Genomic DNA, 26,631 nt, shown 5'->3' on the forward strand with positions numbered 1-26,631 from the left:
TCACCCATGTCCGACGCGCTCGAAGACGAACCCGATTCCCTCGCCGATGCCCTGCTCGCGGGACTCGCGCGCCCGATCGTGTTCGTCGATCTGGAAACCACGGGCTCGAACGCAACCGAGGATCGCATCACCGAAATCGGCGTGGTGGAAGCGAGCACGGCGGGCATCGAGCGCTGGAGCGTGCTCGTCGATCCGGGCGTGCCGGTGCCGCCGTTCATCTCGCGCCTGACCGGCATCGAAGATTCGATGCTGCGCGGCCAGCCGAGCTTCGAATCGCTCGCGCCCGCGCTCGCCGAACGTCTTCATGGCAAGCTCTTCGTCGCGCACAACGCGCGCTTCGATTACGGCTTTCTCAAGAACGAGTTCCGGCGCGCGGGCATCGCGTTTCGCGCGGATACGCTGTGCACGGTGCGGCTCTCGCGCGCGCTCTTTCCATCGGTGGAGCGGCATGGTCTCGATGCGCTCATCGCGCGGCTGAATCTCGCGCCCGAAGGACGCCATCGCGCGCTCGCCGATGCCGATCTCTTATGGCAGTTCTGGCAAAAGATTCACGCGCTCTATTCGCAGGATCTCGTCGATGCCGCCATCAAAACGCTGGTGCGGCGCGCGAGCCTGCCCGCCGCGCTGCCCGAAGGCGCGCTCGATGCGTTGCCATCGACGCCCGGCGTCTATCTCTTTCACGGCGACGACGACGTACCGCTCTATGTCGGCAAGAGCATCAACGTGAAACAGCGCGTCGCGGCCCATTTTTCGGGCGATCACAGGCTTCAGAAGGACTTGTCGATCTCGCAGGCCATCCGTCGCATCGAATGCCGGGAGACGGTCGGGGAACTCGGCGCGCTGCTGCTCGAAGCGAAGCTCGTGAAGGCATTGAAGCCGACGCACAACCGTCTGCTGAAGGGCGCGTCGGGAACGTGCGCGTGGCAGTGGCTGCCGGGCGCGAGCGCGCCGGCGCTCGTGAAGGCGAACCGGCGCGATCTGTCGCGCGAGGATCATCTCTTCGGCGTGTTCGCATCGCGGGCGAAGGCGCTCGAGTTCATGCGCCATGTCGCCGACGAGCACACGCTCTGCCATGCGACGCTCGGACTCGAAAAAGCGCCGCTGTCGCGCGGGCGCGGCTGCTTCGGCTATCAGGTGAAACGCTGCCTAGGATCGTGCGCGGGAGCCGAAGCGCTCGCGGAACACGCGGCGCGCGCGCTCGCCGCGCTCGACCATGCGCGGCTCGTGAAATGGCCGCATGAAGGGCCGATCGCCATCGCCGAGCGCGACGAACAAACCGGCCGCGAGGCATGGCACGTGATCGATCGTTGGTGCTATATCGGCACATGCGCGACGCGCGCCGACATCGCGCAACTGCTCGCCGATGCACCCGATCTGCGCCCGTTCGATTCCGATGTGTACAGCCTGATCGCGAAACGTCTCGCGTCCGGGCAACTTGCGTGGATCGCCTGCGATGCACGTCCGGCGTTTCATCTCGTCGTACAGGATGCGCCTGTGCGCGCGGTCGCCGCGACCATCGCACAGCCGACGAAACGCGCGACGAAGCCGCGCGCCATCGCAATCGATCAGTTCGCGCTGATGTTCTAGGCGCGGCTCACGCGATGCCGCCGTTTGCGCGCAGCACCTGTCCGTTGACCCAGCCCGCATCCGGCCCGACGAGAAACGCGACGACCGACGCGATATCGTCCGGCTGACCGAGTCTTTCCAGCGGCGGCATCTTCGAGAACGTGGCGATCTGTTCGTCGGTCTTGCCGTCGAGAAAGAGCGACGTCGCCACCGGCCCCGGTGCAACCGCATTCACCGTGATGCCGCGTCCGCGCAACTCCTTCGCGAAGACATGCGTGAACGATTCGACCGCGGCCTTCGTCGCGTTGTAGATCGCGTAGCCGGGCATGTTGAGCGCGAGCGTCGTGCTCGAGAAATTGACGATGCGCCCGCCGCCGTTCATGCGCGCCGCCGCTTCGCGAAGCGTGTTGAAGGTGCCGCGCACGTTGATATCGAAGGTCTGGTCGTAGAGCGCGTCGCTCGTGTCGGCGAGCGGCACGGTCTTGAGCACGCCCGCGTTATTGATCAGCGCATCGATCTTGCCGAGCTCCGCTTCGACGGTCTCGAACATGCGGCGCACGTCGTCGGCTTTGGCGACATCCGCCTTCACCGCGATCGATGCGCTTCCCGCTTCGCGCAATTCGGCGACGAGCGCATCCGCTTCCTTCGCGCTCGACGCATAGTTCACCGCAACCGCGAAGCCGTCGCGCGCGAGACGCCGCGCGATCTGTGCGCCGATGCCGCGCGATGCACCCGTGACGACGGCCACGCGCTTCGTATTGATCTGACTCATGATGTGCTCCTCAAGGAAAGCTGTTCGATGGAGAGCATGATGAATCATTCCGTTTCCGCGATCATCGCGTGTGGCTTAGTATCATCGTTCCAGTTGCTTCAACAATCTCGAGCTCATGGATCGATTCCAGGAAATGCAGGTCTTCGTGCGCATCGCGGAGCGGCACAGCTTCACGCAGGCCGCCGACGATCTGCAGATACCGCGCGCCACCGTCACCAATCTGATGAAGCGCATGGAAGAGCGGCTCGGCGCGCGTCTGCTCGAACGCACGACGCGCACCGTGCGTCTCACGCATGACGGCGAGGAACACTATCGGCGTTGCGTGCGTCTGATCGCCGATCTGGAGGAAGCGGAAGGCTCGTTCAGACATACGGCGCCGAAGGGTCTGTTGCGCGTGAACCTGCAAGGCACGCTCGCGCGGCACTTCGTCATGCCGGGACTGCCCGCGTTTCTCGAACGGCATGCGCAGATCGAACTGCATATCGGCGAGGACGACAGGCTCGTCGATCTCGTGCGCGAAGGCGTGGATTGCGTGCTGCGCGCGGGCACGTTGCAGGATTCGTCGATGATCGGCCGGCGCGTTGCACTGCTCGAACAGGTGAGCGTGGCGAGTCCCGCGTATCTCGCGCGTGAAGGCGTGCCGGACGATCTCGAAGCGCTGGCGTCGCATCGCGCGGTGAACTTCGTATCGAGCGCGACGGGCCGCGTGCTGCCGCTGGAATTCACGGTCGATGAGCGTATCGAGACCATCGAATTGCGGGCGGCGGTTTCGGTGTCGGGCGTCGAACTCTATACGCAAGCGGCGATCGCGGGGCTCGGCATTGTGCAGGTGCCGCGCTATCACATCGACGATGCCCTCGCCGATGGCCGTCTGCAAGTCGTGCTTCCAGACCTTCCGCCTCCGCCCATGCCCGTCTCCGTGCTCTATCCGCAGAACCGTCAGCTCTCCGCGCGCGTACGGGTTTTCGCGGACTGGTTGAGCGAGGTCTTCGCGCCATTCAACGTGCGCGGCTGATCGAAACGCACAAGCAAAAGAGGCCAGCATCCCACTGAAGGGAAGCTGGCCTCTTTTTCATCGAGCTTCGATTTCGCCAACGAAACCAAAGCCGCAACGCAGGCTAAAGAAACTTAAGCCGCTGCGTCCTTCAGCTTCTTCAACGCGCGCGCCTTGATGCGAACGCTTGCCGGCTTGGCCGGGAACCAGCGCTCGGCGCCCGTGAACGGGTCCTTGCCGAAGCGCTTCTTCTTCGCCGGCACGGATTGCGCGGAGATCTTCAGCAGGCCCGACAGCGTGAATTCGCCAGCGCCCTTCTTGTGGATCGAACCGAGGATGGTGTCTTCCAGCGCGACCAGCACGGCCTTCACAGCCTTCAGATCGACAGCGGCGCGATCTGCGAGATGCGTCGCGAGCGATGCCTTCGTGAACGTATCCTTGATCGGCGTGGGAGCGCCCGTGGTCTTCTTCGCGGCTACTTTCTTCGCGGCAACCTTCGGTGCTGCAGCTTTCTTCGCCGGTGCGGCGGCGGTCTTCGCCGTGGCCTTCTTGGCCGGGGCCTTCTTTGCAGCGGTTTTAGCGGAAGTCGGCATGTTTCTCCTACCTGTTTTTTGGTCAGTGATATTCGAATACGTTCGCACCGATGCGTTCGTATCACGCCGGATTCTACATAGGCCAAGCGAGTTCGTGCGAGTCTTTTGCGCTTTTATATCGTTTTTATAGGGGTTTTTCGTGGTGTCGCGCTGACACGCGAGCCATGAAGGCATCATTCGCCATGTGCTTCGCTGCGTTTACATCGAACACGTCATGCGTTTTAACCCTGCGTGGACGATGCAAACGCGCGATGCGCGATGTGAGCGATGAGCGGATAGTGATCGGAAGCGATGCGCGACAGCCGTGTGCGATGCACGTCGACACGCATGAGACGCTCGCCGGGATGCACCCAGATGCGATCGAGCGCGAAGAGCGGATAGCGCGTCGGAAAGGTGCGCAACGCGCTCGCGCGATGAAAGTGCGTAACGAGCCGCCGCAACGTGCGGCCATAGACGAACCACTCGTTGAGATCGCCGAGCAGGATCACGGGCAGCGCGGGCGTATCGAAGTTTTGCAACACTTGCTCCACTTGTGCACGCCGCTCGCTCGATGCAAGACCGAGATGCGTCGCGACGACGCGCCATAGTTCGCCGCCGCAATCGATGTCGGCATCGAGTGCGCCGCGCGGCTCGCGGCTTCTGAACGACAGATCGAGCGTGCGCACCGCGCGCACCGGATAGCGCGTGAGCACCGCGTTGCCGTAACGGCGCTCGGGCGTATCGAGCGTCGGGCCCGCGACCGCGTGAAGGTTCGTCATGCGTTGCAGCACGTCGAGCACATCGGGCGAGCCGCTGCCGCCGAGCGGCACTTCCTGTAGCGCGAAGATGTCGGCATCGATCTCCGCGAGCACTGCGCCGATGCGCTCCGGCGAAAACTTCCCGTCGATGCCTATCGCGCCATGCAGGTTGTAGGTCGCGATACGCAGCTCGCCACGCATCGACGTCATGAGCTGACCTCGTCGGGCCGCTCGTTTCTCGTCGATGCGCGCGCCGCCGCATCGCGCGGCATCGTGCCGGTTTCGCGCAGCTCGCTCGCGCGCCGGGCTTCGTCGCTTGCGCGCGGCTTGTCGGCATCGCCTGGCGCGCCTTCGTGGGCTTCCTTCTGATCCGCGCGGCCGAGAAAGCGCTGCAGCAGCAGCGACACGCCGATCAACACCGCGCCGATGCCGATCAGCACCGCGAACGAGCCGATCGTCGGCCGATGCAGCGATGCGACGAGCTGATGCGCGAACGCGACCGTCAGAAAGATGCCCGGACCCATGCCGAGCATCGTGCCGATCATGAAGTCGCGCATGCGGATATGCGATGCGCCCGCGACCAGATTGACGATCGCAAACGGCGCGACCGGCAGGAGTCGCAACACGACCACCGCGACGATGCCGCGCTTCGCGACGCGCTCGGACAGCCGGTTCACGCGCGCGCCCGCGAGCTTGCGCACCGCATCGCGGCCGAGCCAGTTGCCGAGCGAATAGGAAATGGCGGCCGCGATCGTCGTACCGAGGAACGCGTATGCGCCGCCCCATGACGCGCCGAAGACGAGGCCCGTCGCCGCAATGAGCAGCGTGATCGGCACCGACATGACCGCAGCAGCGACATAACAGACGACGATCCACAACGGCGCGAGCGGCAGCGAGTCGATATGGCGCGTTGCGTTCGTGAGCGACTTCAGGTTCGCGTAATCGCCGAGCGGCGTCCAGTGCCACAGTGCCGCCACGCCTACGATCATCAGCGCGAACACGCCGAGCAGCGCGAAGCGTCCGATGAGCGGGCGCGTCTTCTCTGCGGGCACGAACTGATCGACGAGTTCGTCGGCGGCGATTGGCGTTTCGGGATCGATCAGCGCTTCGGGCGGAATCAGTTGATCGAGTTCCATCGACACTTGCGGGTCGAGCGGCACCAGCGTGCGATGTTCGTCTCGATCGCGCAGCAGCGCCTGAATCGCGGCGTTCATGCCGCCTCGCGCGTCGCGCTCGCGCACGACATCCGCGACCTCGCAACCGAGATGCTCCGCGAGCAGCGTGTCGCGCATCGTGGCGATCGCGCGGCGGATGCGCGCATCGGCGCCCGCGTCGATCGACACGTTGCACTCGCTGTCGAGCACCATCGAGCGATTGTTCAGGTTGGCCGAGCCAACGATCAGCAATTCATCGTCGACGATCATCAGCTTGCTGTGCACGTTGACGATCTCGTCGCCGAGATTCGGCACGCTCGGGCACAAGAGCCGGTAGCGGCCATGCGTATCGGCGCGCCTGAGCAGCGTGTGCAGGCGCGCGCGCAGCACGCCCATCGACACTTCCTGAAGCCAGCCGCTCTGATTGCGCGGCACGACGATGGCGAGATCGGGGCCGTCCTCGCGCGCGAGCGAATCGGCGAGCGCGGCGCCGACCGTGCCCGACGTGAAGTACTGGTTCTCGATATAGATGCTGCGCCGCGCCCGCGCGATGGCGTCGAGATACTGCGTGCGAATCTGCTGCACCGGTTCGCGGCCGAGATAGTCGGGCTCGGTGAGCGAGATGGCGATATCGACATCATCGAGATCGACGCGTCGCGAAGGCGGCCACGGGTCTTGCTGAAAGGCCGCGCGATGCGCGCGGATCGCGAGGCGCTTGTCGCAGGCGCGCGCCCATCGTTCGCGGGCGAGCAGGCCGATCTCGCGTGCGGCGTCGCCGTCGAACATGGTGTGGACGTCGTGGAACGGCTGATAGGCCGCGCCGTTCGCATCGCGGCGCAGCGGCTCGTCGGGCGCGTGCGCGGTCGTATCCCAGCGCGAGCGCGTGAGATCGAGACCGCCGACGAACGCGAGGCGATCGTCGATCACGACGATCTTCTGATGCTGCGAGCCGCCGAGCGGATGCCTGCCGTCCATCTGGAACGCGATGCGCCGGTTCGTGCGCCAGCCCATCTTGTAGACCGGCAGCCACTCGCGCTCGAATGCATAGAGCATCGCGAAATCCCACGCGAGAATGTAGATGCGCAGGCGTCGCTTGTCGCCCGTGATCGCGTGCAGAAAATCGCCGAGCGCTTCGGGATAGCCGTCGTCCGCGCCTTCGGGCGTGAGCTTCATGCGGCTGTCAATGTCCCAGCCGAGGATGAACACGGTGCGTTCGGCGCGCGTGAGCGCCTCGCGCAGCACGCGGAAATAATCCGCGCCGTCGATGAGCAAGCTGAAGCGCTCGGCATGACGCACGCTCGCGCAATTGCGTTCTGGCTGGAAAAACGGCTCGTCGTGGTTGGCTTGACTCATGTGCTCCCGACAGCACTCCGCGTCGAAATAACTTTCGTTTTGCAAGCCGCATGCCCGCCGCGCCGCGCGGTGATACGCTTCGTTGCATTTGCCGATTCCGGAGCGAGCTGCCCGATGAACGACAACGAAGTCAACAATCAGGACGACGAGCACGCGGGACTCGTCGCACTCGCGGCGGCATCGGTCGTCGTGGGCGCGGTGACGGGCGCGATCGGCGTGCTCTTTCGCTTCGCGCTCGAAAGCGCCGATGCGTGGCGCAACGCGTTCGTCGCGTGGGCGCACGCGGGACACGACTGGGCCATCGTGCTCGTCGTGCTTGCGGCGACGACGGCCGCCGCGCTCGCCGCGTGGCTCGTCGCGCGCTTCGCGCCGATGGCGAGCGGCAGCGGCATTCCGCATGTCGAAGCGGTGCTGCACGGCAGATTGCCGCCCGCGCCGCTCGTGCTCATTCCGATCAAGTTCGTGGGCGGCGTGCTCGCCATCGGCGCGGGGCTCGCGCTCGGCCGCGAAGGGCCGACGGTGCAGATGGGCGCATCGATCGCGCATGCCATCGGCACGTTCTTCAGGCGCAACGTCGTCGATTGCCGCGTGCTGCTCGCGGCCGGCGCGGGCGCGGGGCTCGCGACCGCGTTCAATGCGCCGATCGCGGGCGCCGTGTTCGTGCTCGAAGAACTCACGCGCCGCTTCGATGCGCGCACGGCGGTCGCGGCGCTCGGCGCATCGGCGAGCGCAATCGCAATGGCGCGTCTGCTGCATGGCGACTTCCCCGACTTCCATCTCCCCGCGCAACCGTTTCCTGGCTTCGAGATGACCGGCGCGCATCTGTTGCTCGGCGCGTTGCTGGGTCTGCTCGGCGCGGCGTATAGCCGCCTCATCGTCTGGACGCTCGACATCGCCGATTCTTTCGGGCCGTCCGGATCGGTGAAACACGCGACGATGCGCGCGGCGATGGTCGGCGCGGCGGTCGGCCTGCTCGCCTGGTTCGCGCCGGATCTCGCCGGCGGCGGCGATGCGCTGACCGAACGCGCGCTCCTCGGCAGCGGCACGCTCGCAGGCGTCGCCGCGATGTTCGCGTTGCGCTTCTTGCTCGGCCCGGTGTCGTACGCGGCGGGCGCGCCCGGCGGCATCTTCGCGCCGATGCTCGCGCTTGGTGCGCAGATGGGCCTCATGTTCGGCCGCGTGTGTCTCGACTGGTTCCCCGGCATGGCGCCCGCAACCGGTGACACGGGCACGTTCGCGGTCGTCGGCATGGCGGCGTTCTTCGTCGCGGTGGTGCGCGCACCTGTGACAGGCATCGTGCTGGTCACCGAGATGACGGCGAGCTTCACCCTGCTCCTGCCGATGCTCACCGCCTGCTTCACCGCGATGGTCGTGCCGATGCTCCTGCGCGTGCCGCCGATCTACGATTCGCTCGGCGACCGGGCGGCCGAAAGGCGCTAGCGCCCGCGTCCTGCATGCGCGAAGCCGTTGCGGTAGTCTCGTCGATGGACGTTCGTTGCGCCGCGCTTCATGCACGAAGCGCGACGCCCACCGGCTTCATCCACGAGGACACGCAATGGAATATCGACATCTCGGTGCTTCGGGCTTCAGGGTTCCCGTATTGAGCTTCGGCACCGGCACTTTCGGCGGCAAGGGCGAATTCTTTCAGGCATGGGGCGAGACCGACGTGAGCGAGGCGCGCAAGCTCGTCGACATCTGCCTCGATGCGGGCGTCACGATGTTCGACACCGCCGACATCTACTCGCGCGGTTCATCGGAATCGATACTCGGCGAAGCGCTCAAGGGCCGGCGCGACAAGGTCATCATTTCGACCAAGGCCACGTTCCGCTTCGACGAGGAAGACCCGAACGCCGTCGGATCGTCGCGCTTTCATCTCATCCAGGCCGTGAACGCGGCGCTGCAGCGCCTGCAGACGGATTACATCGACATCTTCCAGCTACACGGCTTCGATGCGAAAACGCCCGTCGAAGAGACGCTTTCCACGCTCGACGATCTCGTGCGCGCGGGCAAGATCCGCTATACGGGCGTGTCGAATTTCTCGGGCTGGCATCTGCAGAAATCGCTCGATGTGGCGGACCGCTACGGCTATCCGCGCTATGTCGCCAATCAGACGTACTACTCGCTCATCGGCCGCGATTACGAATGGGAGCTGATGCCGCTCGGGATCGATCAGGGCGTCGGCGCGGTGGTGTGGAGTCCGCTCGGCTGGGGACGTCTCACCGGCAAGATTCGTCGCGGCCAGCCGCTGCCCGAGACGAGCCGTCTGCACAAGACCGCCGACATGGGGCCGCCGGTGCCGGACGAGTATCTGTATCGCGTCATCGATGCGCTCGACGCCATCGCCGAGGAAACCGGCAAGACGGTGCCGCAGATCGCGCTCAACTGGCTGCTGCAACGTCCGACGGTGGCGACGGTGCTCATCGGCGCGCGCAACGAGGAGCAACTGCGGCAGAACCTGGGCGCGGTCGGGTGGAATCTGACTGCCGAGCAGGTGAAGAAGCTCGATGAGGCGAGCACGGTCAAGCCGGCGTATCCGTACTGGCATCAGCAAGGATTCCCGGAACGCAATCCGTTCCCGGTTTAACGCTGGCAACACGTGGCGGGCCGGCCCGCCAAGTGTTGCATCCGTACCGGGAGGCTTCTCCGAATCTGTATCGGTACTGTACCGGTTACGTCCCGTACACTTGGCGCCATCGATTCTGCAATTACCGGAGCGCGCCATGCCCACCGAACTCCTGAATGCCCTGCCTGCCGCCGCGCTGTTCGCGCTGGTGACGACGATCACGCCCGGCCCCAACAACACGATGCTGCTCGCCTCGGGCGTCAATTTCGGCCTGAAGCGCACGGTGCCGCACGTGCTCGGCATCAGCGCGGGCATGGCGATCCTCATGATCGCGGTCGGGCTCGGACTGGCGCAGGCGTTCGAGCGTCTGCCGTTCCTCTATACCGTGCTGGAAGCGGCGAGCGTCGCGTATCTGCTGTATCTGGCGTGGAAGATCGGCACGTCGTCGTCGGTGCAGATGCGCGATGGCCAGGCCCGCCCGATGCGCTTTCATGAAGCGATTGCGTTCCAGTGGATCAATCCCAAAGCGTGGATGATGGTGCTCACGGCCGCGACGACCATCCACTTGCACGCGAGCCTCTCGCTGAACGCGGCGCTGATGGCGCTGGTGCTGGTCGTGATCGGGCTGCCGTGCATCACGATGTGGGCCGCGTTCGGCATGTCGCTGCGGCGCTTTCTCGCGAATCCGCGCTGGCTGCGCATCTTCAACATCACGATGGCCGTGTTGCTCGTGCTGTCGCTGTATCCGATCGTCGCTCATTTCTTCGATTGATGCGTGAGGCGAAACGCGCGCTGCATCAAAAGCGCGCGCCCTCTTTGCCTCGAACGCCGGTCCGGTGCATACTGACCTTACGCGCCGGCACGCAAAATCTGCCGTCCCGCTTGCAAGTTTGGGACTGCGTTTCTTTCTCGCCAGCATCGTCTGTCCACTTGGCCGCTCGAACGATCCTTAAGCGATCCTTTAAGGCGGCGTTTTCAGCCCGGCGCGTACATGCCTTGCTAGTCCGTTGGTTCGCGCCGAATCGTCGGCGCGGCTTTGAAATCTGTTCAAGGAGTACGCCATGTCTGGAGCCAATCGCCCATCCGGTCCCGCCACGCGCAAATCCCTCGACCTGGCCGATCAGATCGAACGCGATGAACTGGAGAACAACCTGCCGGATGCGCTCAACAGCGTCGACGACGAAGATGATCTCGACGATGATTCCGACTCCGGTCGCACACAAGGTCGTTAGCCTCGACAGCCGGGCCCGTCGCGCCGATTGAGACGCGATCCGCAACGCCGCAATGTCTTCGGTCATTGCGGCGTTTTTGCATCGTGCATGCGCTGGGCACGCCCGTTGCTTTGAACGATGCGCGGCAAAATCCGATGAGCGAAAGCGGCGGCTTCGGCCCGCCTGCGAATCAACCGGTCAATCGATCTCCAAGGGAGGGCTTCATGCTCCGTTACGCTGTCATCTTCTTCATCATCGCGATTATCGCGGCCTTCTTCGGCTTCGGCGGCATCGCCACGGGCGCGGCGGAAATCGCCAAGATCCTGTTCTTCATTTTCATCGTGATCTTTCTGGCGACCTTGCTGCTCGGCGTGTTCAGGCGATGAAGCTGTCCACGTAGCAGGCTCGACAAACGAGAACGCGCGGCCCCAGTTCGCGGCCGCGCGTTTTTTTGCCCGTTAAAAAACGCGGCAAATCAGGTAATGATCACCCGATTCTTCCCATCCCGCTTCGCCCGATAGAGCGCGAGATCGGCCGCTTCGACGAGTTGCTTCAACGCGTCGTCGTACGTAGCCATCTGCGTCGCGCCGCCGACGCTGATCGTCACGCGCCCGCTCGCCGAACCGGTATGCGGCACATCGAGCGCCTCGACCGCGATGCGTATCTTCTCGCCGAGCAGCCGCAATCCCGGCGCCGACGACGACAGCAGCACCACCGCGAACTCTTCGCCGCCGAAACGCGCGGCGAGATCGGTCGGGCTATTGAGGCTCGTCTCGATCGTATGCGCGACGAGCTTCAGCACATCGTCGCCGGCGACGTGTCCATAGGTATCGTTGTACGACTTGAAGTTATCGACATCGATCATCAGGAAACCGATGGCCGCATGCTCGCGTGCCGCACGCCGCCATTCGGCATTCAGATAGTCATCAAGACGGCGGCGATTCGACAAACCCGTCAGTCCGTCCGAATTGGTCAGCCGCTGCAATTCCAGATTCGTTTCGAGCAGCTTCTGCTGCGACTGACGCAACGCGCGATACGCCTCGTCGCGCTGCAACAGGTTCTGATACGAACGCGAGTGATAGCGCACGCGCGCGACGAGCTCGATCGTATCGGGCAGCTTCACGAGGTAATCGTTCGCGCCCGCCGCGAACGCCGCGCTCTTGATGCGCGGCTCTTCCTTCGTCGAAAGCACGATGATCGGAATGTCGCGCGTCGCGGGATGCTCGCGGTACTGACGCACGAGCGTCAGGCCATCGACGCCGGGCATCACGAGATCTTGCAGAATCACGGTCGGCCGCGTCTCCTGCGCCGTGCGCAGCGCCTCTTCCGGATTCGCGCAGTAATGCAGATCGACGTTCGCCTCGTCCGCGAGCGCGCGGCGCAGCGCCTCCGCGATGATCGCCTGATCGTCCACGAGCAGGACCATCACCGGCAACTCGGCCGCGGGTGGCGCGTTCAACGCGGCTGCCAGCAGATCGGACACGGCGCGCTCGTCCGCCATCGCACGCGAGCCCGCGCGCTCGATGCTCGCCGCCGCCGCCGACGCGGCCCGTCTCGCGCGCTCGGCCAGCGGATCGGGATGAGGAAGTTTCATGAACGTGTCCTTTATTGAGTGCTTATCGGTTGGTTCGTTGCGTTTATTAATCGAATGCCGTGGCGATTGCGCCGGCGATGCGCGGCAGCGGCAGGATCGACACCGCCGCATTGAGCGCGGCCGCGGCCTTCGGCATGCCGTACACCGCGCTCGTCGCCTCGTCCTGCGCGATCGTGTGATAGCCCTTCGCGCGCATCGCCTTCAGGCCGATGGCGCCGTCGCGGCCCATGCCCGTCAGCAGCACGCCGATCGCACGTCCGGTCCAGCGCTCGGTCACGCTCTGGAAGAACACGTCGACGGAAGGCCGGTAAGGCAGTTGCTCGGGATGCGCGGTGTAGCCGAGACGCGTGGCATCGGCGAAATGGAGATGATCGTTGGTCGCGGCGAGCAGCACTTCGCCCGGCACGGGTTTGTCGCCTTCGCGCGCGACACGCACGGGCAGCGCGGATTGCGCATCGAGCCACTGCGCCATGCCTTCCGCGAACGCGCGATCCACATGCTGCACGATGACGGTCGCCGCCGCGAAGTCCTTCGGCAACGCGGCGAGCAGCGTCGCGAGCGCGGCCGGGCCGCCCGCCGATGCGCCGATGGCGACGAGCCGCGCATTGCTTCTCGGCAGGCTCATCGCGCTCGCGGACGACGCACTGTACGACGCGAGCCGCGCGCCGATCTGATCGATCTTCGCGATCAACGCCGCCGCGCCGCGACGCGCATCGGCGCCGGCGAGCGCGGGTGTATCGACGGCATCGAGCGCGCCCGCGCCCATCGCTTCATACACGCGCCACGCGTTCGCGCCGACATCCACGGTGACGACGAGAATCGCGCACGGCGAACGCGCCATGATGGTCCGCGACGCCTGCACGCCATCGACGTTCGGCATCACGAGGTCCATCAGCACGACATCGGGCGTGTGCGCCGCGCAATAGTCGATCGCCTGCTGACCGTCGTGCGCGACCCACGCGATCTCGAAGTCGGGCCGCGCCGCGAGCGCGCGCCGCAGCGCTTCCACAGCGAGCGAAACGTCGTTGACGATGCCGATTTTCATGATTTCGCCTCGCCGATGAGATCGCGCACAGCGTCGATGAGCGCCTGATCGTGGAAACTGCCTTTCGCGAGGTAATAGTCCGCGCCGGCATCGAGGCCGCGCTGACGGTCTTCCGCGCGATCCTTGTACGACACGATCATCACCGGCAGGCCGGAGAGTTGCGCATCGCGCTTGATGAGCGTGACGAGTTCGATGCCGTCGAGACGCGGCATGTCGATATCGGTGATGACGAGATCGAAGCGTTCGCCGCGCACCGCATTCCAGCCGTCCATGCCATCGACCGCGACGGACACGTCGTAGCCGCGCGACGCGAGCAGCTTGCGTTCGAGCTCGCGCACGGTGAGCGAATCGTCGACGACGAGCACGCGCTTCGCGCTCGTCACGGCGGCGCGCGCCGCGCCCGCGCCGACGCGCCCGAGCTCGCCGCTGCCGACGAGCTTTTCGACCGAGCGCAGCCAGTCGTCGAGATCGGCGATGAGCAGCGGGTCGCCGTTTTCCATCAGCGCGCCCGCCGCGATGTTGCGCACCTTGCCGAGCCGTTTGTCGAGCGGTTGCACGACGAGCATGCGCTCGCCGAGAAAGCGGTCGATGACGATGCCGTAGCTCGCCGCGCCCTGCCCGATAACGACGACGTTGAGCGCATCGCTCGCCGCTTCGAATGCGGCGGTCTGCAGAATCTGATGCGCGGTGACGAGGCCGACGCGCTTGCCGTCGAACGAGAAGTGCTGCTGGCCTTCGAGCGTGTCGATGGCGCTCGCGGGCAGCACCAGCGTGCGGGCGACATGCGCGAGCGGCAGGCCGTAAGGCTCGCCCGCGACCTCGACGATCAGGCTGCGGATCACCGAGAGCGTGAGCGGCAATTGCAACGTGAAGCGCGTGCCCGCGGCTGCTTCCTGCGTCACACGCACGCTGCCGCGCACTTGCCGCACGACGTCCTGCACCGCATCGAGACCGACGCCGCGCCCGGATACATCGGTGACGGCATCGCGCATCGAGAAGCCGGGCAGGAAGAGGAATTCGAGCAGTTCGGCTTCGGTGAGACGATGCGCGGTATCCTCGTTCGCCAGGTTCTTGCGCACGACGGCGCGGCGCAGCGCATCGAGATCGACGCCCGCGCCGTCATCCGACACGCTGATGAAAAGCGAACCCGCGCTATGGCGCGCTTCGAGCGTGATCGTGCCGGTTTCGGGCTTGCCGAGCGCGCGTCGCAACGAGGCTTCCTCGATCCCGTGATCGACCGCGTTGCGCAACAGATGGCCGAGCGGCGCGTCGAGCAGATCGAGAATGTCGCGATCCACCTGCGTCGTTTCGCCCGCGATGACGAGGCGCACGTCCTTGCCGAGCCCGCGCGCGACGTCGCGGACCATGCGCGCGAAGCCGCCGGTCGCATCGACGAAAGGACGCATCCGGCACGCGAGCGCTTCGTCGTAGATCTGCTGTGCGAGATGCGTCGAACGGCGATCGAAGTTTTCCAGTTCAGCGAGACGCTCGCTCAACTGACGATGCGCTTCGGCCGTGAGGCGCCGTACTTCGTCGAGCGCGGCGTGCGCGCGTGCATCGAGTTGCGTCGCGTTCGTTTCGGTGAGCGTTTCGTGCAGACGTTCGAGCGCGCGGCTCGCATCGTGCTGGATGCGCTTCACGCGCAGCATCGATTGCGAAAACGGCTTCAGCCAGCGCGATTCGACGAGCGATTCACCCGAATGGCTCAACAGGCGATCGAGCGTGTCGGCGCGCATGCGCAACATGCGGGCTTCGTTCGTGCGCGAAGGCGCGAGAACCGGTTCGGGCGTTTCGTCGAGCGTGAGTTCTTCCGAGAGATCCGGAACGACGTAATTCGAAAGCGGCGCTTCGGCCGCTTCAGCGCCTTCGAGACGTGCATTGAGCGCATCGACGAACGCATCCACGTCGCGTTCGAGCGCCGTTTGCGCATCGATGTCGCGCGCCTCGCCGATCTGCACGATCAGATCGACGCCGCGCAGCAACATGTCGATATGGCCTGCATCGAGCACGACGCGCCCGTCCTGCGCGGCGACGAAGCAATCTTCCATCACATGCGCGAGCGTCACGCCGACCGGCACGCCGACCACGCGCGCCGCGCCCTTCAGCGAATGCGCGGCGCGCATGCACGCTTCGAGCGTGACGGGATCGCGCGGTGCGCGTTCGAGCGCGATGAGGCCATCGGAAAGAATCTGCGCCTGACCGCGCGCTTCTTCCTGAAAGAGTTCGAGCAACGACGACCGGCCCGGATCGATGCTCGTCATGTGAGGCTCCGGTTCATGCTGTCGATGAGACGATCGGCGTCGAGCAGGCCGACGGTCGAGTCCTTGAAAACAGCCACCGCGTGCGCATGCGACGACAGGCGCTGCGCAAGCGTCGCGGGCACGGGCTGAAGCTCTGCGCTCGTGAAACGGTGCACGCCGTCGACGGCATCGACGGGAAACGCGATCGGACCTTCATGATCGCCGTTCGCGCGATGATCGCGGCCTTGCGCGCGCTGAATCACGAGCAGACGGCCGAGCTCGCGCGCATCGAGCGCCTGGTTGTGCGACGCATCTTTCACGACGCGCTCTTCGATATCGAAGAGCCGTGCAAGCGATGCGCACACGATCAACCGGCCACGCACGTTGACGAGGCCCAGCACCGCGCGATTGCGCCGATGCGGCAGCGAATGCACCGGACGCAATTGCGCGACTTGCGCGCACACGGTCGTCGGCAAGCCGAGCCATTCGCCGCCGATACGAAACACGAGGCACGAAAGCGTGTCCTTCTGGCCGACGCTGCGCGTCTCGTTCGACGAGGCCGCGCTCGTCTGTTCGATCGACGTGCGTGCTTCCACGCGATCGAGCACGCGCGATGCCGCTTCGTCGTGAACCGGGCAATTGCGGCAATGCACGTGGCGTTCGAGCTTCGGACACGATGCATCGCCGCGCACGCCGATGCGGTTCCAGCAATCGTCGATATCGATCGTGATGTTGATGTCGCGGGCGTTCATCGTGCGCTCCCGGTGACGCGCTCGGCGCGCGCGAGCAATCGACGTGCGCCGCTTTCATCGCCGTCGAGCGAAAGACATGCGGCCAGATGCGTGAGCGCCTCGCGATGCGAAGGTTCGAGATACAACGCGCGCCGATAGTGACCGCGCGACGCCTGATGCTCGCCACGCGCATCGGCGATCACGCCGAGCAGATAGTACGCATCCGCGTTCGACGGATGCACGCTCAGATACGCATGCGCAGCGCTCGCGGCGGCGTCGAGCTGTCCGGCATCGGCGAGTTCGCGCGCATGTCTGAGGCTGTTCGCGGGCTCGGGCTGAACGCGCGTTTCTTCACGCGGCCTGATAACCGGCGGCGGCGTTGCACGCACCATAGGCGGCGCGCTGGCCCATGCGGGCAGCACGAACGCGGTCTTCATCGGCGGCGGCGTCTTCACGGCGGGCACAATCGGCCATGTGCCATCGAAGACGCTCATACTCTGACGCTCGGCGCGATTGAACGCGAACGCGAGCGGAATGTTCGCGGAACTCATGCCCTCGCGCATCAGCAGACCCGTCTCCGCCGGACCCACGAACAACGTGCCGCCTTGCGCGAGCAGTCCATCGAGCACGCGAAAGACCGCGCATTGTGTGTCGCGGTCGAAATAGATCAGCACGTTGCGGCACAGAATGAAATCGAAGCGCTCGAACGCGAGTGCATCGAGTTGCAGCAGATTGGCTTGCGAGAAGCGCACGCTTTGCGTAATGGCGGGATCGAGCTGCCAGCCGCCATCGGCTGCGCGGAAATGACGCTCGCGAAATTCGAGCGCGCGCCCGCGAAACGCGTTGCGTCCGTAATGCGCGCGGCGCGCGACGGCGAGCGCGCGTTCGCTCACGTCGATCGCATCGATCGTGAAGCGCTCGGCGGGAATGCCCGCTTCGATCAGCGCCATCGCCACGGTATAGGCTTCCTCGCCGGTCGAGCACGGCGCGCTCAGCACGCGCACCGGCTTCGCGGGCCGCTCGTGCAGGCGCACGCGCGCAAGACGCGCGAGCGCGGCGAAGGCTTCGGGATCGCGAAAGAACCATGTTTCCGGCACGACGACCGCTTCGATCAACTCCTGCATGCGCGCGGCATCCTGCGTGACCGCGCGATAGTAGTCGTCCAGCGTGCCGCTCTGCTCGTCGCGCCACAGGTTGTAACGCTCACGCACCGCGCGCGACACGGAGTTCGCGCCGATCGATTCGGCGTCGAGCCCGATCGTGCGATGCAGCAGCTCGATGAAGCGGCCGATGCCGAAGGGCTCGCCGTGACCGGCATCGGGAAAAGGTGTCGGCAATGCGCTCATGCGCCGGTCTCCGCGAAGAGCAGCGCCTGCACGTCGTCGGGCAACAGATGCTCGATGCGCACCCATTGCAGCAGTCCGGCATCGTCGCGCGTGAGCGGGCCGAGATAGCGCGCGTGCGGCGTGTCGATGCCCGCATCGCCGAACGAAGCGGCGTCGAACGTGACGGTGCGCGTCGCCTGTTCGAGCAGCAGTCCGAGCCGATGGTGCGTCGTCACGCCATCCGCGCCGCGACGCGGATACGCGACGAGCGCGAGCCGCGTCGACAGCCTTTCCTGCGACGCACGCGAAAGCGCGAGCGCCGCGATATCGATGACGGGCACGCTCGCGCCTTCGTAATCGAGCACGCCCGCGATCCATTCGGGCGCGCCCGGCAACGCCTTCAGCGGCGCGAGGGGCAGCATGCGCTCGATCTGCGCGCTGTCGAGCAAATAGCGGTCGGAGTCGAGCGTGAACTGGACGAAGAGCATCGCGGCGCGCCTCAATGGAACGTCAAGCGGCCACCTTGAAGCGCGACACGCCCGTGCGCAGGCCGTTCGCGACATGCGTGAGGTCGTCGATCGCCTGCGTCGACTGGCGCAGCGATTCGGCCGTCTGCTGCGCGGCTTCGGACAGTTGCGACAGCGCCTGCGAAATCTGGTCCGCGCCGGTCGCCTGCGTCTGCATGCCTTCGTTGATCATCGAGAAACGCGGCGCCATCGTCTGCACCTGATGGATGATCTGCGAAAGCTGGCCGCCCACTTGCTGCACGTCGAGCATGCCTCGGCGCACTTCCTCGGAGAACTTGTCCATCCCCATCACGCCCGCGGCGACGGCGGACTGGATCTCTTTCACCATCTGCTCGATATCGAACGTGGCGACGGCCGTCTGATCCGCGAGACGGCGAATTTCGGTTGCGACGACCGCGAAGCCGCGCCCGTACTCGCCCGCCTTCTCCGCTTCGATCGCCGCGTTCAGCGAGAGCAGATTGGTTTGATCCGCCACCTTCGTGATGGTCGCGACGACCTGGTTGATGTTGCCCGCCTTCTCGTTGAGGATCGCGAGCTTGCCGTTCACCGAACCCGCCGCTTCCATCACGAGGCGCATGGTTTCCTCCATGCGCGTGAGTCCCGCCTGACCCGTGCCCGCGAGCGCCGCCGATTGCTCCGCCACGCCCGATACTTCGTTCATCGTGCGCACGAGATCGCGCGCCGTGGCGAAAATCTCGCGCGAGGTCGCGCCGATCTCCGTCGTCGTCGCGGCGGTTTCGCTCGCGGTGGCCTGCTGCTCGCGTGCGGTCGCGGCGATTTCGGACACCGATGTCGTCACCTGCACCGCCGACTTCTGCGCCTGTCCGACGAGCCCCGTGAGTTCGTCCGTCATGCGATTGAAGCCCGCTTCGAGCGTGCCGAATTCGTCGCGGCGCGCGAGCGCGAGCCGCTGCGTCAGGTCGCCGGTGCGCATCTTGTCGACCACATCGACCATGCGCAGCATCGGCACCGTCAGCGCCTTCATCAGCATGAAGCCGAGCACCGACGCCGCCGCGATCGCAATCAGCATGATGACGATGAGCGTCACTTCCGACTTCTGCACCGAGCCGCGAATGCTTTCCACCGACTTCGCGTTGAAGGTCTCGTTATGGTCCACGAGCGCGCGCGTCGCGGTCTGCCCCGCTTCCCATACCGGCGTGAGGCGCGTGTTGAAGGTCGCGGCGGCCGTGTCCTTCGAGCTTGCGAGCTCGCGCAGCGTCTGATCCTGAACCGGCAGGTAGAGGTCGCGCTGGCGCTTGAAATCGTTGAAGAGGCGGCGGTCTTCGTCCTCGAAGATGGTGGGCACGTAGGTGTCCATCAGCTTGTCGATCGTCGCGCGCGTTTCGGTGAGACGCTGCGTGTCGCGGCGCGCCTGCTCGGCGTCTTTGTCGATGAAGACGAGCCGTTGCGTGATCGTGTAGTTCTCGAACCACGCCGCGCGCAGGTCGTTGGAAAGCGAGAAGCCGAGCATCGAGTCGTCTTCGAGGCTCTTCGCTTCGCGATCGATACCGCCGAGCAGCGTGTACGACAATGCCGCCATGACGAGCATCAGGAAGAGGATGATGCCGAAGCTCGCCAGAATGCGATGCCGAATGGACAGTTGCTTCACGCGATGAGCCTCATCAAAGGATAAAGACGATTGCCGCGCCGCGCGCAACCGCGAGCCCGCCTCGATAACGAGGCGTCTCAATTGTAGGATGAATTTACGCGCGTAAAGGCGCGCTGTCAGGCCGTGTTAACGACCGATTGTGGCGGCGCTTGAATTCGGCGTGTCGAGATGAATTATTTCGCCGTGTTTCAGCACGGTGAACGCGTCTTCGGGCAGACCGGCGCGGCGCACCGCGTCGGCAAGACGGCGTGGCGGCTCGTCGAGCGGTTCGTCGGTCAGTTCGAACGAACCCCAGTGAATGCCGATCGCCTTCTTCGCGTGGACGTCCTGAAAGATGCGCACCGCTTCCTCGGGATCGACGTGCTGCGCGTGCATGAACCAGCGCGGATCGTAAGCGCCGATCGGAATCAGCGCGAGATCGAAACCGCCGAAACGCGCGCCGATATCGCGGAAGTCCGGCGAATAGCCCGTGTCGCCGGCGAAGTAGAACGAATACGGATGCGCCGCGCCCGCCGGCGTCTTCACGACCCAGCCGCCCCACAGCGTTTCCGCGCGATCGAACGGCGTGCGCGCCGACCAGTGCTGGCTCGGCACGAACCAGAGATCGAGTCCGGCGGCGTGCGTTTCGTCGCTCCAGTCGAGTTCTTCTACGTTCGTCACGCCGATGTCGTTCATCCACTGCCTGATGCCGAGCGGCACGAGAAAGCGCGGCGGGCCGCCCGCCTGCCGGTTGAGCGCCTCGATGCTCGGCTTGTCGAGATGATCGTAGTGATTGTGCGAGATCAGCACGATGTCGATGTGCGGCAGCTCATCGAGCGTGAGGCCGGGCGGCGTCTTGCGCTTCGGGCCCGCGAACGAGAACGGCGACGCGCGTTCCGAGAACACCGGGTCCGTGAGGATGTTCACGCCGTCGATCTGCACCAGCGCGGTCGCGTGACCGATCCACGTGAGGGTATCGGCGGTGCGGTTGGCCTTGAGCCACGCGATGTCGGGATGCGCCATCGGAAAGCGATAGCCGTTCGCGGGCGGCTTCGGCAAGCCTTGCGTAAAGCGCTCCCAACGCCACTTCAGAAACGATTCTCGCGGCAGATGACCGTAGTTGTTTTCATAGCCGGACGAGGTGCGCTTCGCGTGATGCAGCGGCTGCGGCGCTTGCGACTCCGGTGCGGACGCGGGTTCCTCGCTGCGCGCCGTGGTCGCTGACGAGCAACCGGCGAGCAGCGCGAACACAGCGGACCAAAAGTAGGACATTAGGCGCATGTTTTGATGGTTTGCGTGCCGCACACGGTTTTCGATTGTACGAAATGCATGGTGAATCGTCTTTGCACGCTTTTCTCTCCGCTCGCCGCACGATGCGCGCTGCACCGCCGCATAAGGCGCAACTGGAAAATGTGCCGTGCGGCGGCGTATGTCGGCCCGCTTCTTGCATTAGCCCACCCCGGCGCCGGGAAAAGGCGCCTTCGAACAATCAATCGCGGCGCGCGCTCTTTTTTTCGATGCGGTTATCGCATCCGGGCGCGTAGCACGCCAGTGCCAGAGACGGGGGTTTCATGGGCAGCAGTCAAAGAAAAAGCGCCGTACGCACGTTCAACCCGCAATTGCATACGATGCACGCGATGCTGGTATCGCGCGCGGCATCGCATGTGGCGAGCGCGTTGCAGCCTGAAGGCCGCAACGAGGCGCTCGCGGAAGGCATCGCCGAGGTGATCGCCCATTGCGGGCATGAGGGGCTCGGTCTCTTTCTCGCGGCCGTCTGGCATTGGCTCGATGAACGCGGCTATGACGAAGCCGCCGACGCCGTGCAGCATTACATCGAAAACGGCACGATGCCGACGGTCAAGGCGAAGCCGAAAGCGGTGCGTCGGCGCGATGCGCGCCTCTGAACCGATCGGCCTTCGTTACGTTACGCGTTACGTCCCGAACCACCCCGCATCGACGTAATAATCGCGTGCGGTGCAGCGTGCCGCATCGTCGGAGGCGAGAAACAGCACCATCCGCGCGATGTGCTCGGGATCGATCCGCTCGTGCAGACATTGTTGCGCGAGAAGCTTCGCCTCGCTTTCGGGCGACTGCCACATCTTCATCTGACGCGGCGTGCGCACCGCGCCCGGAATCACCGTATTCACGCGGATGCCGTGCTCGCCCAGGTCGCGCGCGAGCCCGCGCGTGAGTCCTTCGATCGCGGCCTTCGCGGTCATGTAGAGCGTGAGATCGGGCAACGCGAGATGCCACGAAATCGAGCCCATGTTCACGATCGCGCCGTGCTTCTGCGTGCGCATGCGCTTGGCCGCAGCCTGCGCGCAGAAGAACTGATGCCGCAGATTGACGGCCATGCGCTCGTCCCAGTATGCGGCGCTCACGTTGTCCCACTGATGACGGTCGTCGTTCGCGGCGTTGTTCACCAGCACGTCGATGGAACCGGCTTCGCTGGCGATATCGTCGAAAGTTTTTTCGATGGCGGCCGCATCGCGCAGATCGCAGCGCAGAAACTTCGGCGCATGCTTTTCGCTTGCGAGCGCCTGTTCGAGCTGGCGCGAATCGGCCTCGGCGACATCGATGAAGAACACGCGCGCGCCCTGCTTCGCGAACGCCTCGACGATCGCAGCGCCGATGCCGCTGCCGCCGCCCGTCACGACGACACGTTTGTCAGCAAGACTCGGGTAAATGGCGTAGGACATGGCGGCTCGCTCAATGTGAATGACGCGGATTGCCGCGCGTTTCGATCACCTTCAGATACAAGGTCGCGGGCTCGAGACAACCGCCCGTCGACAACTGGCCCACCGTCTGTCGATACAACTCCTGCCACGGCGTCTGTGCGACCGGCGCGGCGAATGCGGATTGCGCGCGGCGGCTTTCGAGTTCGGCTTCGTCGAGCAGCACGTTCACGCTGCGCGCGTTCAGATCGACGCGAATCTTGTCGTTTGTGCGCAGGAGCGCGAGACCGCCGCCCACCGCGGCTTCGGGCGACATGTTGAGAATCGACGGGCTCGCCGACGTGCCGCTCTGGCGTCCGTCTCCCATGCACGGCAGCGAATCGATCCCGCGTTTGATCAGCTCGGCGGGCGGCGCCATGTTCACGACTTCCGCGCTGCCCGGATAACCCACCGTGCCGCAGCCGCGAATCACGAGGATGCAATGCTCGTCGATGTCGAGCGACGGATCGTTGATGCGCGCGTGGTAATCCTCGGGGCCGTCGAAAACGATCGCGCGCGCTTCGAACGCGTTCTCCGCACCGGGCTCGCTCAAATACGTCTTTCTGAACGCATCGCCGACGACCGACATCTTCATGATCGCGCTGTCGAAGAAATTGCCCGACAGGACCATGAAGCCCGCGCCGTGCTTCAGCGGATCGTCCGTGGTGCGGATGACTTCGTTGTCGGCGGCGGGCGCATCGTCCGCGATCTCGCCGATCGTGCGGCCCGAGACGGTCAGGCAATCGCGCCTGACGAGTCCCGCCTTGTCGAGTTGCCGCATGACCGCCGGCACCCCGCCCGAGCGATGAAAGCTCTCGCCGAGATATTCGCCCGCGGGCATGCAGTTCACGATGAGCGGCACCTGTTCGCCGTGGCGTTGCCAGTCATCGAGACTCAGCTCGATGCCCATATGCCGCGCGATCGCGATCAGATGCGGCGGGCAATTCGTCGATGCACCGAGCGCCGAAGCGACCACGATCGCGTTGATGAACGCATCGTGCGTCATGATCTTCGACGGCTTCAGATCCTCGCGCACCATATCGACGATGCGCTTGCCCGTCGCGTACGCCATCTGCCCGCGCTCGCGATACGCGGCGGGAATGCTCGCGCACGTCGGCAGGGACATGCCGAGCGCTTCGGCGAGGCTGTTCATCGAGAGCGCGGTGCCCATCGTATTGCAATGGCCGATGGACGGCGACGACGCGGTCGTCAGGCGCATGAAGCCTTCGTAATCGATCTCGCCCGCCGCGAGCAGATTGCGCGCATGCCAGATCACGGTGCCCGAGCCGACGCGCTTGCCTTCGTGCCAGCCGTCGAGCATCGGACCGCCCGAGAGCACGATGGCGGGCATATCGACGGTGGCCGCGGCCATCAGGCACGCGGGCGTGGTCTTGTCGCAACCGGTCGTGAGCACGACGCCGTCGAGCGGAAAACCGTGCAGGATTTCGACCAGACCGAGATAGGCGAGGTTGCGATCGAGTGCGGCCGTCGGACGGCGGCTCTGCTCCGCGAGCGGATGCACGGGGAACTCCATCGGAATGCCGCCGGCATCGCGAATGCCCGCCTTCGTTCGCGCGGCGAGTTCGATGTGATGGCGATTGCACGGCGCGAGATCGCTGCCCGTCTGCGCAATGCCGATGATCGGGCGACCCGACTGCAATTCCTCGCGCGTCAGGCCGTAGTTCATGAATCGCTCGACGTACAGCGCGGTCATGTCGGCGTGCGAGGGATCGTCGAACCATTCCTGGCTGCGCAGGCGTTTGGGACTCTGTTGGGGCATGAGGTGTCTCCCTGTTTATCGTGACGTTACCGGTAACATTTCGATCGATGTTAGCACGCATCGCCGCACTGCTTCGGCTCAGGCGCTTTCGCGCGGCACCACGGAATAGGCGACGCGCACGCGCTTGCCCGATGGTCCCGCGATGCCTTGCTCACGCGCCTCCAGCGCCGCGAGCAAGGTCGCGCCGGTGCGCAGGCCGATGCCGTATGCGTCGACGGAGACCGTCGTGATCGATGGCGAGCAGCACGCGGCCACTTCGAAATTACCGAAGCCGGCAACGGCGATATCGTCGGGCACGACGAGGCCGCGCCGGTGACATTCCATTATCGCGCCGAACGCGGACATGTCGCTCACGCACATCACGGCCTGCGTGTCGGGCCAGGCGTCGAGCAACGCGGCCATCGCGGGGCCGCCGTGGCTCATCGTGATGGGAGAATCGCCGAGACGAACGATGCGTTCGTCGTCGAAACCGAGCGCTTTCATCTGCGCGCGAAAGCCCTTCAGACGATCCAGGCCGCGACGGTCGAGTTCGCTCGCCCCGCCGAGAAAGCCGATGCGTTCGTAACCTTTGTCCGCCAGATACCGCACCATCTCTCGTGCCGCGCTGACGTTCGAGAAACCGACGGCGGCATCGATCGGATCGGAAGGCGAATCCCACATCTCCACGACGGGCACGCCGGAGCGGCGCAACAGCGTGCGCGTCGCTTCCGTATGACGCGAACCCGTCAGCGCGATGCAGCGCGGCTGATGACGCAGCATCGAACGCACGAGCCGTTCCTCGCGATCCAGATGGTAGTCGGTGTCGCCGATCAGCAATTGCAGGCCATGCGGTTCGAGCGAAGCGGAAAGACCGCGCACCGTGTCCGAAAAGTTGGAGCTTGCGAGCGACGGAACCAGCACGGCGACGAACTCCGAGCGTCCGGACGACAAGGCGCCCGCCGCGGCATCGGCGACGTAGCCGAGTTCGTCGATGGCTTTCTGCACGCGCTCACGCGTCGCCACCGCGACGCTGTGGCCGGCCAGCACGCGGGATACGGTCATCTTCGAAACGCCGGCGAGACGCGCGACATCGGACATGCGCGGCGGGCCGGCGGAAGGATCGAAGGAAGATGGCGGCATGCGTGATCTCGGAAGCGGAGCCTGCGGGGGTCAGTCCACCCGCACCCAGCCGTCCTCGCGCTGCTCCAGGATGATGTGCAGCTTCGTTTCGCCGGCTTCGCGGTCGGCGGCGGTCACGTCGGGAAAGGCGCGCTTGATGTCGCGATCGTCCATCCACGGAGCGACGTTTTCGAGCTTGTAGGTGTAGGTGACGTCGGAGCGGTGAGCGGTCGGATCGGGCTCGGTCCAGCCGACGACCTTGTCCAGCTTGACGTGCGCGTAGCAGAGCATCCAGGCGCGTGGATCGCTCGTCGCGTTGGGATCGCCAGCGGGCCGGTTGGTTTCGACCGCGTACTTCTGGCCTTCGCCGGTCAGGCTGTACGCAATGCCGTTCTGCTTCGCGTTGGTGTTGGCCGGTGTCGGCGCGGCACGGGCAATCAGCCCGCTCTTCTCGAGCGCGGCGAGCTGCTCGCGCAGCGCGGCAGCGGAATACTCGTTGAGATCGCGATTGCTATACGCCGATGGGAACGCGTATGGGCCGCGGCCGCTTCGGTTCAGGCATAGCAGGCCGCGGCTCGTTTTCATGTCGGCGGAAATCGCGTCGCCCAGGCTGGACTCGCTCGCGTCGTTCTTCTTGCCGCACGCCGCGACAAGCAACGCGGCGCTGACGGCGGCAATCAACAGGCTCGTTCTCATATGCGCTCCGGAAAGGGTCGGCATGATGGTTACAACCTTTCGACGCCATTCTACCGACTGAAACCCTTTATCGGAGGCGGGTGGGTGTCGGAACGAACGCTCTTTGCGGAATTCGGCCTACCAACGCAAAAACCCCACCTTTGTGGGGTGGGGTTTTTGTTTTTAGCATGAGGAGCCTGACGATTACCTACTTTCACACGGGTGATCCGCACTATCATCGGCGTGGAGTCGTTTCACGGTCCTGTTCGGGATGGGAAGGGGTGGTACCGACTCGCTATGGTCATCAGGCATGACTTGTTGTTGCGGGCCTGTGGGCCTGCAACCAATCTGGGAAGAAGTAGTATTGAATT

General features: G+C 65.0%; 24 protein-coding genes and 1 rRNA gene. 7 read left to right on the forward strand and 18 right to left on the reverse strand.

Annotated elements, in window-relative coordinates:
- Window positions 1-6 precede the first annotated feature (6 nt).
- Window positions 7-1,587 (forward strand): exonuclease domain-containing protein, encoded by a 1,581-nt coding sequence (locus tag QCE73_RS31700; protein WP_309885007.1) that lies wholly within the window; start codon window positions 7-9, stop codon window positions 1,585-1,587.
- A gap of 7 nt (window positions 1,588-1,594) precedes the next feature.
- Here QCE73_RS31700 and QCE73_RS31705 read toward each other — a convergent pair whose 3' ends face one another.
- Window positions 1,595-2,338 carry an SDR family oxidoreductase gene (locus tag QCE73_RS31705; protein ID WP_309885008.1) on the reverse strand — a complete coding sequence of 248 codons (744 nt, stop codon included), beginning with the start codon at window positions 2,336-2,338 and terminating at the stop codon, window positions 1,595-1,597.
- A 115-nt stretch (window positions 2,339-2,453) separates the two neighbouring features.
- Between QCE73_RS31705 and QCE73_RS31710 the strand changes: the two genes are divergently transcribed.
- The gene (locus tag QCE73_RS31710; RefSeq protein ID WP_309885009.1) at window positions 2,454-3,353 is read left to right on the forward strand and encodes a LysR family transcriptional regulator; all 900 of its coding nucleotides are present in this window, start codon (window positions 2,454-2,456) and stop codon (window positions 3,351-3,353) included.
- Between the two features lie 113 nt (window positions 3,354-3,466).
- Here QCE73_RS31710 and QCE73_RS31715 read toward each other — a convergent pair whose 3' ends face one another.
- From QCE73_RS31715 to QCE73_RS31725, 3 genes are all read right to left on the reverse strand, one after another.
- Window positions 3,467-3,925, reverse strand: a complete 459-nt coding sequence (locus tag QCE73_RS31715; RefSeq protein ID WP_035509301.1) for an HU family DNA-binding protein — start codon at window positions 3,923-3,925, stop codon at window positions 3,467-3,469.
- 221 nt (window positions 3,926-4,146) lie between these two features.
- On the reverse strand, window positions 4,147-4,872 hold the full coding sequence (locus QCE73_RS31720; protein WP_309885010.1) for an endonuclease/exonuclease/phosphatase family protein: 726 nt from the start codon (window positions 4,870-4,872) through the stop codon (window positions 4,147-4,149).
- Entirely contained in the window at window positions 4,869-7,169 is a 2,301-nt protein-coding gene (locus QCE73_RS31725) for a VTT domain-containing protein (RefSeq protein ID WP_309885011.1), read from the reverse strand. The genes QCE73_RS31720 and QCE73_RS31725 overlap by 4 nt, the downstream gene beginning before the upstream one ends.
- Window positions 7,170-7,283: 114 nt before the next feature.
- Here QCE73_RS31725 and clcA point away from each other — a divergent pair, with 114 nt between their 5' ends.
- The 3 genes from clcA (at window position 7,284) to QCE73_RS31740 (ending at window position 10,504) form a co-directional block, all read left to right on the forward strand.
- Window positions 7,284-8,609 (forward strand): H(+)/Cl(-) exchange transporter ClcA, encoded by a 1,326-nt coding sequence (gene clcA, locus QCE73_RS31730; protein WP_309885012.1) that lies wholly within the window; start codon window positions 7,284-7,286, stop codon window positions 8,607-8,609.
- A gap of 115 nt (window positions 8,610-8,724) precedes the next feature.
- Window positions 8,725-9,753: an aldo/keto reductase gene (locus QCE73_RS31735; RefSeq protein WP_309885013.1), complete on the forward strand. Its 1,029-nt coding sequence runs from the start codon at window positions 8,725-8,727 to the stop codon at window positions 9,751-9,753.
- Between the two features lie 136 nt (window positions 9,754-9,889).
- Window positions 9,890-10,504, forward strand: coding sequence for a LysE family translocator (locus tag QCE73_RS31740; RefSeq protein WP_035509314.1), 615 nt, complete (start codon window positions 9,890-9,892; stop codon window positions 10,502-10,504).
- Between the two features lie 25 nt (window positions 10,505-10,529).
- Here the strand turns inward: QCE73_RS31740 and QCE73_RS31745 are convergent, their stop codons facing one another.
- Window positions 10,530-11,030 (reverse strand): hypothetical protein, encoded by a 501-nt coding sequence (locus QCE73_RS31745; protein WP_035509316.1) that lies wholly within the window; start codon window positions 11,028-11,030, stop codon window positions 10,530-10,532.
- A 137-nt stretch (window positions 11,031-11,167) separates the two neighbouring features.
- Between QCE73_RS31745 and QCE73_RS31750 the strand changes: the two genes are divergently transcribed.
- Window positions 11,168-11,329 (forward strand): DUF1328 family protein, encoded by a 162-nt coding sequence (locus tag QCE73_RS31750; RefSeq protein ID WP_035509367.1) that lies wholly within the window; start codon window positions 11,168-11,170, stop codon window positions 11,327-11,329.
- 89 nt (window positions 11,330-11,418) lie between these two features.
- On the opposite strand, the gene QCE73_RS31755 is transcribed toward QCE73_RS31750, so the two are convergent.
- The 8 genes from QCE73_RS31755 to QCE73_RS31790 form a co-directional block, all read right to left on the reverse strand.
- Complete coding sequence (locus QCE73_RS31755; protein WP_309885015.1) at window positions 11,419-12,537, reverse strand: diguanylate cyclase; 1,119 nt, start codon at window positions 12,535-12,537, stop codon at window positions 11,419-11,421.
- A 46-nt stretch (window positions 12,538-12,583) separates the two neighbouring features.
- Window positions 12,584-13,582 (reverse strand): chemotaxis response regulator protein-glutamate methylesterase, encoded by a 999-nt coding sequence (locus QCE73_RS31760; RefSeq protein ID WP_309885016.1) that lies wholly within the window; start codon window positions 13,580-13,582, stop codon window positions 12,584-12,586.
- Window positions 13,579-15,843, reverse strand: coding sequence for a hybrid sensor histidine kinase/response regulator (locus QCE73_RS31765; protein ID WP_309885017.1), 2,265 nt, complete (start codon window positions 15,841-15,843; stop codon window positions 13,579-13,581). The genes QCE73_RS31760 and QCE73_RS31765 overlap by 4 nt, the downstream gene beginning before the upstream one ends.
- Window positions 15,840-16,574 (reverse strand): chemotaxis protein CheW, encoded by a 735-nt coding sequence (locus QCE73_RS31770; protein ID WP_035509328.1) that lies wholly within the window; start codon window positions 16,572-16,574, stop codon window positions 15,840-15,842. The genes QCE73_RS31765 and QCE73_RS31770 overlap by 4 nt, the downstream gene beginning before the upstream one ends.
- Window positions 16,571-17,899, reverse strand: coding sequence for a CheR family methyltransferase (locus QCE73_RS31775; protein ID WP_309885018.1), 1,329 nt, complete (start codon window positions 17,897-17,899; stop codon window positions 16,571-16,573). The genes QCE73_RS31770 and QCE73_RS31775 overlap by 4 nt, the downstream gene beginning before the upstream one ends.
- Window positions 17,896-18,366, reverse strand: coding sequence for a chemotaxis protein CheW (locus QCE73_RS31780; protein WP_309885019.1), 471 nt, complete (start codon window positions 18,364-18,366; stop codon window positions 17,896-17,898). The genes QCE73_RS31775 and QCE73_RS31780 overlap by 4 nt, the downstream gene beginning before the upstream one ends.
- Before the next feature lie 22 nt (window positions 18,367-18,388).
- Entirely contained in the window at window positions 18,389-20,014 is a 1,626-nt protein-coding gene (locus tag QCE73_RS31785; RefSeq protein WP_035509330.1) for a methyl-accepting chemotaxis protein, read from the reverse strand.
- A gap of 126 nt (window positions 20,015-20,140) precedes the next feature.
- Window positions 20,141-21,265, reverse strand: coding sequence for an MBL fold metallo-hydrolase (locus tag QCE73_RS31790; RefSeq protein WP_309885020.1), 1,125 nt, complete (start codon window positions 21,263-21,265; stop codon window positions 20,141-20,143).
- A gap of 299 nt (window positions 21,266-21,564) precedes the next feature.
- On the opposite strand from QCE73_RS31790, the gene QCE73_RS31795 reads away from it, so the two are divergent.
- Complete coding sequence (locus tag QCE73_RS31795; protein WP_035509336.1) at window positions 21,565-21,897, forward strand: hypothetical protein; 333 nt, start codon at window positions 21,565-21,567, stop codon at window positions 21,895-21,897.
- A 27-nt stretch (window positions 21,898-21,924) separates the two neighbouring features.
- On the opposite strand, the gene QCE73_RS31800 is transcribed toward QCE73_RS31795, so the two are convergent.
- The 5 genes from QCE73_RS31800 to rrf all read right to left on the reverse strand — a co-directional run bounded on the left by QCE73_RS31800 (window position 21,925) and on the right by rrf (window position 26,569).
- Window positions 21,925-22,692 (reverse strand): SDR family NAD(P)-dependent oxidoreductase, encoded by a 768-nt coding sequence (locus tag QCE73_RS31800; protein ID WP_035509339.1) that lies wholly within the window; start codon window positions 22,690-22,692, stop codon window positions 21,925-21,927.
- Between the two features lie 10 nt (window positions 22,693-22,702).
- A complete protein-coding gene (locus tag QCE73_RS31805) occupies window positions 22,703-24,487 on the reverse strand; it encodes an IlvD/Edd family dehydratase (protein ID WP_309885021.1) in 1,785 nt (594 codons plus the stop codon).
- A 78-nt stretch (window positions 24,488-24,565) separates the two neighbouring features.
- Entirely contained in the window at window positions 24,566-25,606 is a 1,041-nt protein-coding gene (locus QCE73_RS31810; RefSeq protein WP_309885022.1) for a LacI family DNA-binding transcriptional regulator, read from the reverse strand.
- A gap of 30 nt (window positions 25,607-25,636) precedes the next feature.
- Window positions 25,637-26,281, reverse strand: a complete 645-nt coding sequence (locus tag QCE73_RS31815) for a hypothetical protein (protein ID WP_309885023.1) — start codon at window positions 26,279-26,281, stop codon at window positions 25,637-25,639.
- A 174-nt stretch (window positions 26,282-26,455) separates the two neighbouring features.
- A 5S ribosomal RNA gene (gene rrf / locus QCE73_RS31820) occupies window positions 26,456-26,569 on the reverse strand.
- Between the last annotated feature and the right edge of the window lie 62 nt (window positions 26,570-26,631).

The sequence above is a fragment of the Caballeronia sp. LZ029 genome, from assembly GCF_031451275.1.
Taxonomy (GTDB): domain Bacteria; phylum Pseudomonadota; class Gammaproteobacteria; order Burkholderiales; family Burkholderiaceae; genus Caballeronia; species Caballeronia jiangsuensis.

Coding starts and splice junctions, on each gene's coding strand:
- QCE73_RS31700 (WP_309885007.1), top strand. CDS start 7: ATGTCCGACGCGCTCGAAGACGAACCCGATTCCCTCGCCGATGCCCTG.
- QCE73_RS31705 (WP_309885008.1), bottom strand. CDS start 2,338: ATGAGTCAGATCAATACGAAGCGCGTGGCCGTCGTCACGGGTGCATCG.
- QCE73_RS31710 (WP_309885009.1), top strand. CDS start 2,454: ATGGATCGATTCCAGGAAATGCAGGTCTTCGTGCGCATCGCGGAGCGG.
- QCE73_RS31715 (WP_035509301.1), bottom strand. CDS start 3,925: ATGCCGACTTCCGCTAAAACCGCTGCAAAGAAGGCCCCGGCCAAGAAG.
- QCE73_RS31720 (WP_309885010.1), bottom strand. CDS start 4,872: ATGACGTCGATGCGTGGCGAGCTGCGTATCGCGACCTACAACCTGCAT.
- QCE73_RS31725 (WP_309885011.1), bottom strand. CDS start 7,169: ATGAGTCAAGCCAACCACGACGAGCCGTTTTTCCAGCCAGAACGCAAT.
- clcA (WP_309885012.1), top strand. CDS start 7,284: ATGAACGACAACGAAGTCAACAATCAGGACGACGAGCACGCGGGACTC.
- QCE73_RS31735 (WP_309885013.1), top strand. CDS start 8,725: ATGGAATATCGACATCTCGGTGCTTCGGGCTTCAGGGTTCCCGTATTG.
- QCE73_RS31740 (WP_035509314.1), top strand. CDS start 9,890: ATGCCCACCGAACTCCTGAATGCCCTGCCTGCCGCCGCGCTGTTCGCG.
- QCE73_RS31745 (WP_035509316.1), bottom strand. CDS start 11,030: ATGACCGAAGACATTGCGGCGTTGCGGATCGCGTCTCAATCGGCGCGA.
- QCE73_RS31750 (WP_035509367.1), top strand. CDS start 11,168: ATGCTCCGTTACGCTGTCATCTTCTTCATCATCGCGATTATCGCGGCC.
- QCE73_RS31755 (WP_309885015.1), bottom strand. CDS start 12,537: ATGAAACTTCCTCATCCCGATCCGCTGGCCGAGCGCGCGAGACGGGCC.
- QCE73_RS31760 (WP_309885016.1), bottom strand. CDS start 13,582: ATGAAAATCGGCATCGTCAACGACGTTTCGCTCGCTGTGGAAGCGCTG.
- QCE73_RS31765 (WP_309885017.1), bottom strand. CDS start 15,843: ATGACGAGCATCGATCCGGGCCGGTCGTCGTTGCTCGAACTCTTTCAG.
- QCE73_RS31770 (WP_035509328.1), bottom strand. CDS start 16,574: ATGAACGCCCGCGACATCAACATCACGATCGATATCGACGATTGCTGG.
- QCE73_RS31775 (WP_309885018.1), bottom strand. CDS start 17,899: ATGAGCGCATTGCCGACACCTTTTCCCGATGCCGGTCACGGCGAGCCC.
- QCE73_RS31780 (WP_309885019.1), bottom strand. CDS start 18,366: ATGCTCTTCGTCCAGTTCACGCTCGACTCCGACCGCTATTTGCTCGAC.
- QCE73_RS31790 (WP_309885020.1), bottom strand. CDS start 21,265: ATGTCCTACTTTTGGTCCGCTGTGTTCGCGCTGCTCGCCGGTTGCTCG.
- QCE73_RS31795 (WP_035509336.1), top strand. CDS start 21,565: ATGGGCAGCAGTCAAAGAAAAAGCGCCGTACGCACGTTCAACCCGCAA.
- QCE73_RS31800 (WP_035509339.1), bottom strand. CDS start 22,692: ATGTCCTACGCCATTTACCCGAGTCTTGCTGACAAACGTGTCGTCGTG.
- QCE73_RS31805 (WP_309885021.1), bottom strand. CDS start 24,487: ATGCCCCAACAGAGTCCCAAACGCCTGCGCAGCCAGGAATGGTTCGAC.
- QCE73_RS31810 (WP_309885022.1), bottom strand. CDS start 25,606: ATGCCGCCATCTTCCTTCGATCCTTCCGCCGGCCCGCCGCGCATGTCC.
- QCE73_RS31815 (WP_309885023.1), bottom strand. CDS start 26,281: ATGAGAACGAGCCTGTTGATTGCCGCCGTCAGCGCCGCGTTGCTTGTC.